At 74.0% G+C, this 15,594-nt stretch carries 10 protein-coding genes; 5 read left to right on the forward strand and 5 right to left on the reverse strand.

What is annotated here, in order from left to right:
* Nucleotides 1-57: 57 nt before the first annotated feature.
* The 4 genes from P3T27_RS00220 to ssd form a co-directional block, all read right to left on the reverse strand.
* Complete coding sequence (locus P3T27_RS00220) at nucleotides 58-846, reverse strand: type II secretion system F family protein (RefSeq protein ID WP_280673382.1); 789 nt, start codon at nucleotides 844-846, stop codon at nucleotides 58-60.
* On the reverse strand, nucleotides 846-1,868 hold the full coding sequence (locus tag P3T27_RS00225) for a type II secretion system F family protein (RefSeq protein WP_280673384.1): 1,023 nt from the start codon (nucleotides 1,866-1,868) through the stop codon (nucleotides 846-848). The genes P3T27_RS00220 and P3T27_RS00225 overlap by 1 nt, the downstream gene beginning before the upstream one ends.
* A gap of 179 nt (nucleotides 1,869-2,047) precedes the next feature.
* Complete coding sequence (locus P3T27_RS00230; protein ID WP_280674088.1) at nucleotides 2,048-3,217, reverse strand: TadA family conjugal transfer-associated ATPase; 1,170 nt, start codon at nucleotides 3,215-3,217, stop codon at nucleotides 2,048-2,050.
* A 179-nt stretch (nucleotides 3,218-3,396) separates the two neighbouring features.
* On the reverse strand, nucleotides 3,397-4,521 hold the full coding sequence (gene ssd / locus P3T27_RS00235) for a septum site-determining protein Ssd (protein ID WP_280673386.1): 1,125 nt from the start codon (nucleotides 4,519-4,521) through the stop codon (nucleotides 3,397-3,399).
* A gap of 725 nt (nucleotides 4,522-5,246) precedes the next feature.
* On the opposite strand from ssd, the gene P3T27_RS00240 reads away from it, so the two are divergent.
* Nucleotides 5,247-6,146 carry an HAD-IB family hydrolase gene (locus P3T27_RS00240; protein ID WP_280673388.1) on the forward strand — a complete coding sequence of 300 codons (900 nt, stop codon included), beginning with the start codon at nucleotides 5,247-5,249 and terminating at the stop codon, nucleotides 6,144-6,146.
* 491 nt (nucleotides 6,147-6,637) lie between these two features.
* Here the strand turns inward: P3T27_RS00240 and P3T27_RS00245 are convergent, their stop codons facing one another.
* Complete coding sequence (locus P3T27_RS00245) at nucleotides 6,638-7,528, reverse strand: oxidoreductase (RefSeq protein WP_280673390.1); 891 nt, start codon at nucleotides 7,526-7,528, stop codon at nucleotides 6,638-6,640.
* 219 nt (nucleotides 7,529-7,747) lie between these two features.
* Between P3T27_RS00245 and P3T27_RS00250 the strand changes: the two genes are divergently transcribed.
* The 4 genes from P3T27_RS00250 to nhaA all read left to right on the forward strand — a co-directional run bounded on the left by P3T27_RS00250 (nucleotide 7,748) and on the right by nhaA (nucleotide 15,489).
* Nucleotides 7,748-8,755, forward strand: a complete 1,008-nt coding sequence (locus P3T27_RS00250; RefSeq protein WP_280673392.1) for an ATP-binding protein — start codon at nucleotides 7,748-7,750, stop codon at nucleotides 8,753-8,755.
* A 427-nt stretch (nucleotides 8,756-9,182) separates the two neighbouring features.
* Nucleotides 9,183-11,570 carry a SulP family inorganic anion transporter gene (locus P3T27_RS00255; protein WP_280673394.1) on the forward strand — a complete coding sequence of 796 codons (2,388 nt, stop codon included), beginning with the start codon at nucleotides 9,183-9,185 and terminating at the stop codon, nucleotides 11,568-11,570.
* Between the two features lie 243 nt (nucleotides 11,571-11,813).
* The gene (acs, locus tag P3T27_RS00260; protein ID WP_280673395.1) at nucleotides 11,814-13,769 is read left to right on the forward strand and encodes an acetate--CoA ligase; all 1,956 of its coding nucleotides are present in this window, start codon (nucleotides 11,814-11,816) and stop codon (nucleotides 13,767-13,769) included.
* A 343-nt stretch (nucleotides 13,770-14,112) separates the two neighbouring features.
* Nucleotides 14,113-15,489 carry a Na+/H+ antiporter NhaA gene (gene nhaA / locus P3T27_RS00265; RefSeq protein ID WP_280673397.1) on the forward strand — a complete coding sequence of 459 codons (1,377 nt, stop codon included), beginning with the start codon at nucleotides 14,113-14,115 and terminating at the stop codon, nucleotides 15,487-15,489.
* Nucleotides 15,490-15,594 lie beyond the last annotated feature (105 nt).

The following is a 15,594-nucleotide window of genomic DNA, read 5'->3' on the forward strand; positions in this document are numbered from 1 at the left end:
CGGCGCCGACGCTCCCGACGACGCCCCGCCGTCGATCCGCCTGGCGCCGCCCCGCGTTCACATGTCCTGGGCGAAGCGGGTGGTGAGGCCGATGACGACCGGCACCACGCCGATCAGGACGAAGGCCGGCAGGAAGCAGAGCCCGAGCGGCGCGGTGGCGAACACCCCCGCCCGGCGGACCCTGGCGTGGGCCGCCCGGGTGGCCGCCGCCCGGCGCCCCTGCGCGAGCCCGATCAACGGCCCAGCCGCCGGAGCCCCACCGAGGCTCGTCCGGACCAGGCACCGTGCCAGCGGTGCCAGCGACGGGTGCTGCTCGCCCAGACGGCTCCAGCACAGCTCCGGCGGTGCGCCCAGGGCCAGTTCGGCACCGATCGCGACCAACCGGGGCCCCATCGGCGCCCCCACGCTCCGGCCGACCGCCGACACCGCCGCCGAGGGCGAGGCCGCCGAGCCGAGGCAAGCCGCCAACAGCTCGGCACTCAAAGGAAGTTGCCGGGCCAACAAATCCTCCTCCAGGGCCGCCCGTCGATCCGTCGGGGACCGCGCCCGGGCCGACCACCGGTGCACGCCCACGGCCAGCAGCGCACCACCGACCACCCCTACGGCGCCGCCGAGCAGCACCGCCGCGCCGGCCCCGGCGCCGACCGCCAGGGCCACCCGCCGCCACCGCCCGCCACCGTCCGAACCCGACGGCCCCACCCGCCTCCTCGCCTCCTCACCCGCTGACACCCGCAGCCGTACCCGTACCAGCCCGAACGCCCGCCGCTGCCGCGCCCGCCGGTCCACCAGCACCACGGCGGCCAGCACCACCGGAAGTCCGACGACCGCCCACTCGACGCTCCGCATCACCTCGACAACACCTCCGCCCGAGCCCGATCCCGCGCCATCACGCGCACGCCCACCCGTGCAAGCCCGCAGCTCCCGCCGCCGTCACCTCCCCGCTCCCCGACGGGCCGCCGGGGAGCCTCCAACCCGCCCTGGGCCGCCGCCCGGACGATGCGCGCCGTCCAGAGCACGCCCAGGCCCTCCAGTGCCGCCCCCACCGCGAGGCAGCCCAACCCGGCCGACGTGTGCAGCAGGACGTCCACCGGCCGGGCCCCGAGTGCCGCGCCCAGCAGCAGCCCGGCGGCCGGCAGGGCGGCCAGGACGGCGATCGTGGTCCGCGGACCCGCCAGTTCCCCGGCGATCTCCTCCGCCAGCGCCCGCTCGCCGCGCAGCGCCTCCGCCACCCGGTCCAGCGCGACGGCCAGCCCCGACCCGCCGTCGGAGGCGACCAGCCAGCAGGCTGCGATCGCCGACGCCCCACTCCCACCCGGCAGTTCGGCGAGCAGCTGAAGCGCGCCCGGCACGTCCCCGCCGTACCGGCCCGCCGCGAGCCGCGCCACCGGCTCCTCGCCGAGCCGGCGCAGCCCGTCCGGATCGACCGCGAGGCGCGCCGTGACCAGGTGCAGCGCCTGTTCCGGCGTCGCCCCGCTGCGCAACTCCCCTGCCAATCCGGCACAGAGCTCCACCACGGCGACCGCCCGCCGCCCGGCCTCCACCGCCAGCCGCCGCCGCAGCCGCCACCTCCGCAGCGGCAGCACGGCCGGCACGGCGGCGAGTACCGGCACCGGCGAGGACGTGACCCACCCGGCGGACAACCCGGCCGGCACCACCAGGAGTTCGGGCGCCAGCCAACCGGGCGGTCGCAACCTGCGGCTCCCGGCCCCCGGCGGGCCCGACGCCGGAACGGGAGGAGGCCCGCTGCCGGCCAGCACCGATCTGCAACGCCGCCCGCCCGGCAGCTGCTCCTGCACCGCGCGCCACCCGGCGACGGCCAGCAGGCACAACACCACGGTCCAGAGGAACGCGATCTGACTGCTCATCATCTCAAAACCTCCCTGTCATCGGCCTTTCCTGCGTCGCGCCCCGAGCAGCACCAGGGCGCCCGTCGCGCACCCGCCCAGCAGCAGGACGAACGCGAGCTCCGCCGCACGCGCGGCCGCACCCGCCAACCCCGCCAACCCCGCCACCGCATCAGCCACCACCGCATCAGCCGGCCCCGCCATCACGTCGGCCCCGCCGGGAGCGACACCCCGCGCACCGCCAGCAGCCCGACCAGCCGGTCCCAGCCCGCCCCGGGAACCAGACCGCCCGCCGCCGGGAACTCCACCGCCGACGTGGTGACGGCCAGGCCGTCGCGGCCGGCGGCCAAGGTGTGGATCTCCGCCACCCGGCGCCGCCCGGAGCCCGGCTCCCGGACCAGGTGCACCACCAGGTCGAGCGCCGCCCGGAGTTGGCTGTGCAGCGCGGGCCGGTCGAGCCCGGCGAGCGAGCCCAGCGCCTCCAACCGGACCGGCACGTCCGCCGCCGTGTTGGCGTGGACCGTGCCGCAGCCTCCTTCGTGCCCGGTGTTCAGCGCGGCCAGCAGGTCCGACACCTCGGCCCCGCGGACCTCCCCGATCACCAGCCGGTCCGGGCGCATCCGCAGCGCCTGCCGGACGAGGTCCCGCAGCGTGAGCTCGCCCAGACCTTCCTGGTTGGCCGGTCTGCTCTGCAACCGGACCACGTGCGGATGGGCCGGCCGCAGTTCGGCGGAGTCCTCGGCGACGACGATCCGCTCCTCCGGCCCGACCAGGCCGAGCAGGGCCGCGAGCAGGGTGGTCTTGCCCGTGCCCGTCCCGCCGGACACCAGCAGCGACAGCCTGGCCCGCAGGATGCCGGCCAGCAGGCCGGCGCCCTCCGGCGGCAGCGCCCCGCCCGCCACCAGTTCGTCGAGCGTGAACGGCCGGGGCCGGCAGACCCGCAGCGAGATGTGCGTGCAACCGGCCGCGATCGGCGGCAGCACGGCGTGCAGGCGGGTGCCGTCCGGCAGCCGGGCGTCCACCCAGGGCCGTGCGTCGTCCAGCCGCCGTCCGGCCGCGGTGGCCAGCCGGTGGGCGAGGCGCCGCACCGCCTCGGCGTCGGCGAACCGGACTCCGGTGGCCCGGTGCAGGCCGCCGCCACGGTCGACCCACACCTCGTCCGGACCGTTCACCAGGACGTCCGTGACGTCGGGCGCCGCCAGCAGCCGCTCCAGCGGGCCCGCACCCACCAGTTCGGCGCGCAGCGAGCGCACGGTGTCCAGGACTTCGTCCCCGCCGAGCGGCGGCCGGGTGGCCCGGAGCACCGCCGCGACCGAACCCGCCGTCGGGGCGGCACCCGACTCGGCCAGCCGCAGCCGTACCGCGTCCACCAGCGCCGCCGTCCGCTCCTCCCGGGCCGTGCGCCCGTACGGGCAGGGCCGGTGCGGCGCCTCGGGCGGCCCGCCGGGCGGCGGCACGCTCCGGAGCGACCGGTGCTCCCGCGCACCGTCGTCCCGATCCGGCGGCCCGCCCGCCGCCCGTGCGGTGGGGCCCGTTCTACGCAGACGGACCATCAGTACACACCTCCTCCGACCGCCGGCACCGGCGGCAACACCTCGTCCAGGAAGGTCTCGCAGAAGCGCGCGAGCGGGCCGCTCTCCCGGATCCCGGGCGGGACGCCCTTCTCGACGTCGTCCGCGAGCCCGGGCTCCGGCTCCAACTCCCCCGCGAGCTCCAGCCGCAGCCCGCGGGCGATCCGATGGGCCGGGAGCCCGAAGGTCCGCGGCGATCGCACCACCGCACGGACGTCCCCGAGCCGCATCCGGACGGCCGCCGCGACCCGGTCGGCGGCGGCCACCGCGCGCAGCTCGGCCGGCACCACCAGCAGCGCCAGGTCGGACTGCTCCAGCGCCTGCCCGGCGGCCGCGTCGAGGTGGCGCGGCACGTCGACGACCACCAGCCCGCCGCGCCGCCGGGAGGCGGCCAGCACGCTGCGCATGGCCTCCGGCGGCACGGTCAGGGTGTCGCCGCGGTCCCAGGACAGGCAGGACAGCGCGGACAGCCGTTTGAGCGCCGGTAGCGCCCTGGCGAGTTCGGCCCCGCTGACCCGCCCGCGCGAACCGGCCAGATCGGGCCAGCGCAGCCCGCGGACCGCCTCGCCGCCGAGCAGGATGTCGAGGCCGCCGCCCAGCGGATCGCCGTCGATGAGTATGGTCCGCCGGCCCGCCCGTGCGGCCGTGACAGCGAGGGCGCAGGCCAGCGTCGAGGCCCCGGCCCCGCCCCGGCCGCCGAGCACGGCGACGGTGAGCGCCGGGGAGCCCACGCCCTCGGCCGCGTCGGCGATCCGGTCGAGCAGCCAGGCCTCGGCGTCGGGGAGGAACAGCACGTGCTCGGCGCCGAGTTGGACGGCTCGGACCCACACCCCGGCGTCGTCCAGGTCCAGCCCGAGCAGCAGCACCCCGGTGCGCCGGCCGAGCCCGGCGCACCGGGCGGCCTGGTCGTCCCCGACCAGCACCAGTGGGGCGCCCTCCCAGACCTCGCGCGGCGGCGGCGCGCCCCGGATCAGCCTCGGTTCGGTGCCGGCGGCCGCGCAGAGCCGCAGCAGGTGCTCGGCCAGGCCCTCGTCCTCGGTGACGACGAGCGGGCCGGTGGCCCCGGGCCCTTCGGTGGTGGCGTGGTCGGCGATCGGCGTCGACATGGCGGGCTCCCCTCTGCGCCACCGGCCGCCAGGGGCGGTCCGGGGCGCGCGTCGGACGGTTCCGGCGAGCGGCCGCCCGGCAGACCTCTGGGAGAGGGAGGTGAGATCCGCCCGGCGACCGCCGCCGACCATCACGGTGGGGGGAGATCCGGATTCCGTCATCCACGTTCCGAATGCCTGTGGATAACTCGTGGGCTGTGGAGGAAAACGTTCACCCGGGCGGGGGGCTATTCGGCAAAGAATTGACGATCGGGGGTCACGGAGATGAACCGGAGGCCCGTCGCACCCCGGGTCGGCCGCCCGCCGAACCGTCTCCCGGCGCCGCGCGGGCACACCATCGCGGCCTCCCGGAGCACCGACCGGAACCAGCCGAAGAACCATGGGCGGCCATGAGCAAACAGCGACGCAGAGTGACGAAAGGTGGTCGACGGACCAGGGTGTCGAGACCCCGTGTAGACCGCCGACGAGTCGGCCGCAGCATCTGCCGCGAAGGGCCTTCAAGCCCTGAAAATGGCCCCGGACGTGCGACGACCCCCGCCGGGGGGGAGAGCGGGGGTCGTCTATCCACAGCCCGACTCGGGGGGGAGGAGCCGGACCGGGTTAGCACGGTCGCGAACGATCCGTGACTTCCATGGTGTACCCGAGCGGCCAGAAACACAAACCCGCACGCCCACGAGTACACCGAATGGCGGCCTGTTTTGCGGCTCCCTCTATCCTCGGTTCCCGTGGACACCACCGAGAACGCCGACGACCGCGCCGACGACTCCCCGGGCGAGGCCACCGGGCCCGAGCAACTCCGCTCACCCGCGGGCCCCCGGGCGGGCGGGCCGCGCACGGCGGCATTCTTCGACCTGGACAAGACCATCATCGCCAAGTCGAGCGCGCTGGCCTTCAGCCGCCCCTTCTACCAGGGCGGCCTGATCAACCGTCGGGCCGTGCTGCGCAGCGCGTACGCACAGTTCGTCTTCCTGGTCGGCGGCGCGGACCACGACCAGATGGAGAAGATGCGCGAGTACCTCTCCTCGCTCACCCGGGGCTGGAACGTCCAGCAGGTCCGCGAGATCGTCGCGGAGACGCTGCACAACCTGATCGACCCGATCATCTACGACGAGGCCGCCTCACTGATCGAGCAGCACCACGCGGCCGGGCGGGACGTGGTGATCGTCAGCAGCTCGGGTTCCGAGGTGGTCGAGCCGATCGGCGCGCTGCTCGGCGCGGACCACGTGATCGCCACCCGGCTCAAGGTCGAGGACGGCTGCTACACCGGCGAGATCGAGTACTACGCCTACGCCGAGAACAAGGCCGCCGCGATCCGGGAGTTGGCCGAGTCCGAGGGCTACGACCTGGCCGAGTCCTACGCCTACAGCGACTCCTCCACCGACCTGCCGCTGCTGGCGGCCGTCGGCCACCCGTCGGCGGTCAACCCCGATCGCGCGCTGCGCAAGGAGGCGCAGGCCCGGGAGTGGCCGGTGCTCGTCTTCGACCGGCCGGTGGAACTGCGGCGGCGGCTCCCGGAGTTCTCCGCACCGAGCGGTTCGGTGCTGACGGCCGTGGCGATCGGGACGGCCGTCGTGACCGCCGGGGTCATCTGGTATCTGGCCCACCGGCGCCGCCCAACGGCCTGAGCCGCACGCCCCGGACGCCCCGGACGCCCCGGACGCCGCGGACGCCCCGGACGCTGCCGAACAGCGCCAGACACCGATGGACACCACCGGACCCTGCCAGCAAATCGGTCATTCCGCACAGACTTCTCATTTCGGGTTCCCCTTTCGCCCGAAACGCGATACAAATGAAGCACGGCCCGCGAGACCCGGTCAGGACCGAAGAGGTCAAACCGACAACGCAGTTAAGGCCCCACGGACCGCGTGTACAGATGACCGAGCACCCACATGCAGCCGACCCGCTGTCGGGCCGCCGGACCAGACGAACGGGCAGGATCCCCGTCTGATCGGCACTTCCGGTGCATGCATGGTCACCCGGGATCTGCACCAGCGGCGGCACCAAGCAGGATCAGGTGCCGCCGCATCTTCATGTCCGGATCTTCGTGTACGGATCCCCAGGTCCGGATCCGCACATCCGGGCCCGCGCACCCGAAGGCGCCTGCCCGAGGGGCCGCTCAGACCATTCCGCGCTGCATCGCCTCGCACACCGCCGTGCTCTCCCGCACGCCGAGCCGCAGCGCCCTGCCGCAGTGCGCGATCCAGGCCGCCATCCCCTCGGGCGTGCCCGCCAGATAGCCGGCCAGGGCCCGCCGGTAGGCGTCGGTGCCGAGTTCCGCCAGCCCGACCTCGGCCGGGCAGATCGACTTCGGGTCGAGCCCCTCGGCGAGCAGCACGATCCGCTGGGCGGCCCGCGCGATCACGCCGTTGTACGCGCCGAACGGCCGCAGCGCGAGCAGTTCACCGTGCACCACCGAGGCCACCACGAGGGCCGGCGTCCCCACGCCCTGGCCCTCCGCGCGCGCCACCAGCAGCCGGGAGAGCTGGTCGAGCCGGGCCGCGACCTCCTCCGCGCCCGGGGCGGGCGGCAGCGCGGGCGGCGGCCCGTCCGCCTGGACGACCTCGACGCTCTCCACCGGCTTGAGTTCCCGCGGGAACAGCTCCTCGGCACCCTCGCCCGCGCGGCGGGGCCGCCCGGCGGACGGTTCGCCGTCGCCGACGGCGAGCAGGTGCAACCGGGCCAGCACCTGGAGCGGCGAGTGCCGCCAGATGCTGAGCAGCTGGCCGGCCTCGGCGGCGATCCGCAGGGCCGCGCCGACGGTCCGGGCCTCGGCGTCCGCGCTGAAGTCGCTGCGGCGCCGGACCTCCTCCAGCGGCCAGTCCGCCCCGGCCAGCGCCGCCGACGCGCGGGCGCCGCGCAGCGCGGACTCGGAGGTGACCTCGGCCGCGCGGCGGCGCATCACCCGGTGGCCGTAGAGCCGGTCGACGGCCTTGCGGACCTCGGCCACGGCGTCGGGCACCCCGGGGAGCTGGGCCAGCGGGGCGAGGGGATCTGTTCCAGTGCTCACCTACCCGAGAGTAATGAACAGCCGGCCCCTCCCGGAACAGCAACCCCGGATCACCCGTTAGAGGCAATCCTCACTTCCCTCCGCCGGGGAGGCCCAAACCCCGGCTAGCATGGCCATTATCGGAGACGATAACTATTTCCAATTAGGGGCGCCTCGGCATGCGCGACCCCTGAGCAGGCGGCCCCGAGCGCGGGCCCAGAGCGAGAGCCGGAGTCCCAGATGAAGATCGCCTTCGTCGGCAAGGGCGGCAGCGGCAAGACCACGCTGTCCGCACTGTTCATCCGCCATCTGGCCGCCGCGGGCCGGCCGGTCATCGCCGTCGACGCCGACATCAACCAGCACCTGGGCCCTGCCCTAGGGCTGACGGATGCTCAGGCCGGCAAGCTGCCCTCGCTCGGCGCGCATCTGCCGGAGATCAAGGAGTACCTGCGCGGCAGCAACCCGCTGATCCGTTCATCCGACGAGATGATCAAGACCACGCCGCCCGGCCGGGGTTCGCGCCTGCTGCGGATCGTCGAGGAGAACCCGGTCTACGCCGCCTGCGCCCGCCCGATCGCGCTGGACGAGGGCTCGGTCCGGCTGCTGGCGACCGGCGCCTTCACCGAGGAGGACCTCGGGGTGGCCTGCTACCACTCCAAGGTCGGCGCGGTGGAACTGCTGCTCAACCACCTGCTGGACGGTCCCGACGAGTACCTGGTCACCGACATGACGGCGGGCTCCGACTCCTTCGCCTCCGGTCTGTTCACCCGCTTCGACCTGACCTTCCTGGTGGCCGAGCCGACCCGCAAGGGCGTCTCCGTCTACCGCCAGTACAAGGACTACGCCCGCGACTTCGACGTGCCGCTGCGGGTGATCGGCAACAAGGTGCAGGGCCCGGACGACCTGGCGTTCCTGCGCCGCGAGGTCGGCGACGACCTGCTCACCACCTTCGGGCACTCGGACTGGGTACGCCGCCTGGAGCAGGGCGCCGAGCCGCCGCTGAAGTCGCTGGAGCCGACCAACCGGGCCGTCCTGGAGGAACTGAGGACCGAGGCCGAGGCCGCGTACGGGCAGCGGGACGCGCGCCGCTACACCGAGCAGGCCGTGCTGTTCCACCTGCGCAACGCGGAGAGTTGGGCCAACGCCAAGGTCGGCGTCGACCTCGCGACCCAGGTGGACGACGCGTTCGTGCTGGGCGGGCTCGCGGCCGACGGCGTGCGTTCCACCCCGGCGGGCGCACACGCCTGACCCCACTCCACCCCGAACGGGCCGTGGCCCTCCCCCTGCACCCGGGGAGGGCCACGGCCCGTTCCGCATGCCCGGGCAACCGGCGCCACCAGCAGATTCCCGGCGGTTCGAACACCACCCGATGGGGTGAATCAGGGGGTTTTCCCCTTCCCTCCCCGGGTGACGCTGTGCAAAGCTTTCATTACCCTCGGTTTACCGAGTCTTGATGGTCCGTCCCGACGGCCCTCGGCGAGACGTCCCGCACCTCGCCCAGGTCCCTGGCGGGCCCTGATGGTCAAGGTCCGGCCGGTGCACCCGTATTCCCCGCCGCGCCCACGCCATCCCGCCACACCGTCGCGACCCACGACAGCCGATCCGCCCCGGAGCCCCACCCCGGACTCACCGCCGGACCTGACTGCGTTCGTTCCCCCGGACAGACGGGAAGACAATGACCCTCGACATCTCCAGCGCACCCATCGCCTCCGACACCACCGACCACGCGCCACCGGGCCCCGGCACCGGCGCCCGCTGGGCCCAGGACCTCTCCGCCTCCCTGGTGGTCTTCCTGATCGCCGTGCCGTTCTCCCTCGGCATCGCACTCGCCACCGGCGCCCCGCTCACCGCCGGCCTCGCCGCCGCGGCCGTCGGCGGCATCGTCGTCGGGCTGTTCGGCGGCACCCCGCTCCAGGTCAGCGGCCCCTCGGCCGCGCTGACCGTGATCACCGCCGGATTGATCGTCCAGTACGGCTGGCGGGCCACCTGCGCCATCACCCTCGCCGCCGGGCTGCTCCAACTCCTGCTCGGCGCACGCCGGGTGGCCCGGACGGCGCTCGCCGTCTCGCCCGCCGTCGTGCACGGCATGCTGGCGGGGGTCGGGCTCACCATCGCCATCGCGCAGCTGCACGGCGTCCTCGGCGGCTCCCCGCAGAGCTCGGCGATCGCCAACCTCATCGCGCTGCCGGGCCAGTTGGCCGGCCCGCACCCGCCCGCGCTGCTGGTCGGCACGGTGACCGTGGCCGTCCTGCTGGGCTGGCCCCGGCTCGGCCGACTCCCCGGCCGCGCGGGCGAGTTCGGCGCCCGGCTGGCCAAGGTCCCGGGCCCGCTGGCCGCCGTCGCCACCGCGACCGCGCTCGCCCTGGCCCTGGACCTGCGGCTCGCCCACATCGGACTGCCCGCCTGGCAGCCGCACGCACTCGTGCCAGCGCTGCCGCACGGCCCGCTCGCCGGGGTGCTGGCCGCCGTCCTCACCGTCACCGCCGTCGCCAGCGTGGAGTCACTGCTGTCCGCCGTCGCGGTCGACCGGATGTCCCGGCGCACCGGCGACCTCGACCGCGAACTGCGCGGCCAGGGCCTGGCCAACGTGGTCAGCGGGCTGGTCGGCGGGCTGCCCGTCGCCGGCGGCGCCGTCCGCAGCACCGCCAATGTGCGGGCCGGCGGCCAGACCAGGTGGGCCTCGGTGCTGCACGGCGTCTGGGTGCTCGCCGCCGCGCTGGCGCTGACCGGCGGGCTGCGCCGGATCCCGCTGGCCGCGCTGGCCGCGCTGGTGCTGGTGGTCGGGCTGCAGATGGTGAGCTTCGCGCACATCCGCAACGTGCACCGGCACCGCGAGTTCCCGGTCTACCTGACCACCATGCTCGGCGTGGTGGCCCTCGGCGTGCTGTGGGGCGTCGCACTCGGCGCCGGCACCGCCGTCCTGCTCGCGCTCTACCGGCTGACCCGCGCCCACGTGGACGTGCTGGCCGGACCGGACGGCTCGGTCACCGTCCAGACGCACGGGCCGCTCACCTTCACCGCGGTCCCCCGGCTGAGCCGGGCGCTGGCCGGCATCCCCGCCCACGCCGAGGTCACGGTGGTCCACGACGGCTCCTTCCTGGACCACGCCGCGTACGAGACGCTGCACAGCTGGCGGACGGGGCGCCAGGGCGCGGGCGGCCGGGTCTCGATGGTGACGCGCCGCAGGGACGACGAGGTGCTCGACCCCGACGGCACCGTCCGGGCGGGCAGTTCACCCGGCCCGCACCGCTGCCGGGCCTGGACGCCCTGGGTCGGCCACCACTGCATCGACCAGCAGGAGGACCCGCACGGCCGCCTGCTGGACGGCGTCCGGGTGTTCCAGCAGCACACCGCCCCGCTGATCCGGCCCGAGCTCGCCCGGCTGGCCCGGGAGGGGCAGACCCCCTCCCAGCTCTTCCTGACCTGCGCGGACTCGCGGATGGTCACCAGCATGATCACCAACAGCGGCCCGGGCGACCTCTTCACCGTCCGCAACGTCGGCAATCTGGTGCCGGCCCCGTACGAGCCCGGCGCGGCCGACGACTCGGTGGCGGCCGCGGTGCAGTACGCGGTCGAGGCCCTGGAGGTGCGCTCGATCACGGTCTGCGGCCACTCCGGCTGCGGTGCGATGAAGGCCCTGCTGGACGGCGTGCACGAGCGCCCCGGGCCGCCCACCGCACTGGCCCGCTGGCTGCGCAACGGCCGCGGCTCGCTGGACCGGCTCCGCCGGGCGCCCGCCGGGTTCGCCGCCCGGCCGGTGGTGGACCTGGTGGAGCAGCTCTGCATCACCAACGTGGTCCAGCAGCTGGACCAGCTGATGGCCAACCCGGCCGTGGAGCGCCGGGTCGAGGAGGGCACCCTGCGGCTGGTCGGGATGTACTTCGACTTCGCGACCGCGCAGGCTTACGTGCTCGACCGGGCCGCCGGGACGTTCAGCCCGGTCGAGGCGCGCGTCGAGGCGGCCCCGGCCGGGCCCACGACTGGCGACACGCCCGAACGGGTGAATGCGGACGGCACGGCCCCCGTCGACGGCGGCGAGGAGGGCCCCCAGCTGGCCGCCTGAGAGCCGGGCCCGTGTCCCCGCCGGGCGGGCCGGGGCACGGGCCCGCCGGCCGCCGTACGGCCTGCCGCCCCCGAGGCGGCGGGCCGTACGGCGCGTCGTTCGACTGTCGGTCAAAGGTCTACACCAATAATCCGAAGCCTCTTGTCAACTGCCCCATTCGCCTGGTGAGCTGTGCGCTGGGACACACGGGACAGTCCCCACGCACGGGATCGTCCCCGATCATGACTCGATAGGGAGTGCGCGTTGAGCAACGAGAGCCTGGCCAACCTACTCAAGGAGGAGCGGCGCTTCGCCCCGCCGGCAGAGCTCGCCGCAGCCGCGAACGTCACCGCGGCGGCGTACGCGCAGGCCTCCGAGGACCGCCTGGGCTTCTGGGCCGAGCAGGCCCGCCGCCTCAGCTGGGCCGTCGAGCCGACCGAGACGCTGGACTGGTCCAACCCGCCCTTCGCCAAGTGGTTCGCCGACGGCAAGCTCAACGTGGCCTACAACTGCGTCGACCGCCACGTCGAGGCCGGCCTGGGCGACCGGGTCGCGATCCACTTCGAGGGCGAGCCCGGCGACAGCCGCTCGATCACCTACGCCCAGCTCAAGGACGAGGTCTCGCAGGCCGCCAACGCGCTGCTGGAGCTCGGCGTCCGCAAGGGCGACCGGGTCGCGGTCTACCTGCCGATGATCGCCGAGGCGGTCGTCGCGATGCTCGCCTGCGCCCGGATCGGCGCCACCCACTCGGTGGTCTTCGGCGGCTTCTCCGCCGACGCCGTCGCCTCCCGGATCGAGGACGCGCAGGCCAAGCTCGTCATCACCGCCGACGGCGGCTACCGCCGCGGCAAGGCGTCCGCGCTCAAGCCGGCCATCGACGAGGCGCTCACCAAGGTCGAGGGCGTCGAGCACGTCCTGGTGATCCGCCGCACCGGGCAGGAGATCGCCTGGACCGAGGGCCGCGACGTCTGGTGGCACGAGATCACCGCGCGCCAGTCCACCGAGCACGCCCCCGAGGCGCACGAGGCCGAGCACCCGCTGTTCATCCTCTACACCTCGGGCACCACCGGTAAGCCCAAGGGCATCCTGCACACCTCGGGCGGCTACCTCACCCAGGCCAGCTACACCCACCACGCGGTCTTCGACCTCAAGCCGGAGACCGACGTCTACTGGTGCACCGCCGACATCGGCTGGGTCACCGGCCACTCGTACATCGTCTACGGCCCGCTCTCCAACGGCGCCACCCAGGTCATCTACGAGGGCACCCCGGACACCCCGCACCAGGGCCGGTTCTGGGAGATCGTCCAGAAGTACGGCGTGACGATCCTCTACACCGCGCCGACCGCGATCCGCACCTTCATGAAGTGGGGCGACGACATCCCCGCGAAGTTCGACCTGTCCTCGCTGCGGGTGCTGGGCAGCGTCGGCGAGCCGATCAACCCCGAGGCCTGGATCTGGTACCGCGAGCACATCGGCGCCGGCAAGACCCCGATCGTGGACACCTGGTGGCAGACCGAGACCGGCGCCATGATGATCAGCCCGCTGCCGGGCGTCACCGAGACCAAGCCGGGCTCGGCCCAGCGCGCCCTGCCGGGCATCGCGGCCACCGTGGTCGACGACGAGGCCAACGAGGTCCCGAACGGCTCCGGCGGCTACCTGGTGCTCACCGAGCCGTGGCCGTCCATGCTCCGCACCATCTGGGGCGACGACCAGCGCTACATCGACACCTACTGGTCGCGCTTCCAGGGCCGCTACTTCGCCGGGGACGGCGCCAAGAAGGACGAGGACGGCGACATCTGGCTGCTCGGCCGGGTCGACGACGTCATGCTCGTCTCGGGCCACAACATCTCCACCACCGAGGTCGAGTCGGCCCTGGTCGGCCACCCGTCGGTGGCCGAGTCCGCCGTGGTCGGCGCCGCGGACGCCACCACCGGCCAGGCCATCGTCGCCTTCGTGATCCTGCGCGGCGGCGTCACCGAGAGCCCGGAGCTGGTCGAGGAGCTGCGCGCGCACGTCGGCCGCACGCTCGGCCCGATCGCCAAGCCGAAGCAGATCAAGGTGGTCGGCGAGCTGCCGAAGACCCGCTCCGGCAAGATCATGCGCCGCCTGCTGCGCGACATCGCCGAGGGCCGCGAGGTCGGTGACACCACCACCCTCGCCGACAGCACGGTGATGAGCCAGATCCAGGCCCAGCTGCCGCCGTCGGGCGGCAACGGCTGAGCCTGCCGAAGCGATGAACCCGTGCCCCGGGCGGTGGTCACCGCCCGGGGCACGGCTGTCAGTCCTCCGCCCTCCCCCGGCCGGCCGCCAGGGTGCGCAGGGTGTCGTACGCGCCGTTCGAGTGCCGTACCGCTGCTCCGCCGGGATGCAGAACCGTCCCACAGGGCTTAAGTCCCTGAATAGGACAATCCGGATGTCACCCGAACGATCCCGTTAGACTGTTAATGACGCATCAAGATCCTTGAGCAGGAGTCCGGGCGTCACAGGGCGCGCCGGGAAGTCTGGTCGGCAACTGCACCACAGGTGTATCCGTTGCCGCTCCCAGCCCCTCAGGAGGTCCCGCGTGACCGACCAGCCGCCCGTCCACGAGCCGACGACCCGCCGCCGGCAGCTTCTCGGCCGGCTCTCCCTGCCCGAGCGGACCTTCGTCACCGACGCCCTGCGCACCGAGACGGTCGGCGGCGTGCTGCTGCTGATCGCCGCCGTGGTCGCGCTGATCTGGGCCAACGCCTGGCCGCACGCGTACGAGAGCGTCCTCGACTACACCATCGGGCCGTCCGCCCCGCTGCACCTGGACCTCACCCTGGGCAACTGGGCCAAGGACGGCCTGCTGACGATCTTCTTCTTCGTCGCCGGGATCGAGCTCAAGCGCGAGTTCGTCGCGGGCGAGCTGCGCACCCCGAGCGCCGCGGTGCTGCCGGTGATAGCCGCCGTCTGCGGCGTCGCGCTGCCGGCGATCCTGTTCGCCCTCGTCAACTCGGGCAGTGGCGGCCACCCCGCCGGCTGGGCCATCCCGACCGCCACCGACATCGCCTTCGCACTCGGCGTGCTGGCCGTGGTCGGCAGCCACCTGCCGTCCGCCCTGCGCGCCTTCCTGCTCACCCTCGCCGTGGTGGACGACCTGATCGCGATCCTGATCATCGCGATCTTCTACAGCTCCGGCATCAAGTTCTGGGCGCTCGGCCTGGCCTTCGCCGGCCTGGTGCTGTTCTGGTTCCTGCACCGGCGCGGGGTGCACGGCTGGTACCTCTTCGTGCCGCTGGCCGTCGTGAACTGGGCGCTGATGCACGAGAGCGGCATCCACGCCACGGTCGCGGGCGTCGCGATGGGCCTGATGCTGCGCTGCCACAAGGAGGGCGACGAGCAGCACTCCCCCGGCGAGCACATCGAGCACCTGGTCCGCCCGCTCTCGGCCGGCCTGGCCGTCCCGGTGTTCGCGCTGTTCGCCGCCGGGGTGACGATCTCCGTCCCGGCGCTGCGCGAGGTGTTCACCCAGGCCACGCCGATGGGCATCGTCATCGGGCTGCTGGTCGGCAAGACGGTGGGCATATTCGGCGGCACCTGGCTGGCCGCCCGGTTCACCCGGGCCGAACTGAACCCGCAGCTCAAGTGGGCCGACATGTTCGCGGTCTCGGTGCTCGCGGGCATCGGCTTCACCGTCTCGCTGCTGATCAGCGAGCTGGCCTTCCCCGGCGACCTGGCCCTCGCCGACCGCTCCAAGACGGCCGTCCTGGTCGGCTCGCTGCTCTGCGCGGCGGTCGCCACCGTGCTGCTCAAGCTGCGCAACCGGCACTACCGCGCGCTGTGCGAGGAGGAGGACCGGGACCTGGACGACGACGGCGTTCCGGACGTCTACCAGCAGGGCGACCCGGCCTGGCGGGCCCGGGTCGCCGAACCGACCCGGCACCCGACCGGCGAGGGGCCCGGAACGGACCGCTGAGGCCTGCCAGGAGCCGCCCGCAGCCGGGACACATCCCTCCGGCGGGGCCCCGGAGTGGTGTGCGGCTGACCGGTAGGGGCATGATTCTGAGCTATCGACAGTCCA

The sequence above is a fragment of the Kitasatospora sp. MAA19 genome, from assembly GCF_029894125.1.
Classification (GTDB): Bacteria; Actinomycetota; Actinomycetes; order Streptomycetales; family Streptomycetaceae; genus Kitasatospora.

Bases quoted from the DNA above. Each gene is read 5' to 3' on its own strand.
- P3T27_RS00225 (WP_280673384.1), bottom strand. From the start codon at position 1,868: ATGATGAGCAGTCAGATCGCGTTCCTCTGGACCGTGGTGTTGTGCCTG.
- P3T27_RS00220 (WP_280673382.1), bottom strand. From the start codon at position 846: ATGCGGAGCGTCGAGTGGGCGGTCGTCGGACTTCCGGTGGTGCTGGCC.
- P3T27_RS00255 (WP_280673394.1), top strand. From the start codon at position 9,183: ATGACCCTCGACATCTCCAGCGCACCCATCGCCTCCGACACCACCGAC.
- ssd (WP_280673386.1), bottom strand. From the start codon at position 4,521: ATGTCGACGCCGATCGCCGACCACGCCACCACCGAAGGGCCCGGGGCC.
- P3T27_RS00250 (WP_280673392.1), top strand. From the start codon at position 7,748: ATGAAGATCGCCTTCGTCGGCAAGGGCGGCAGCGGCAAGACCACGCTG.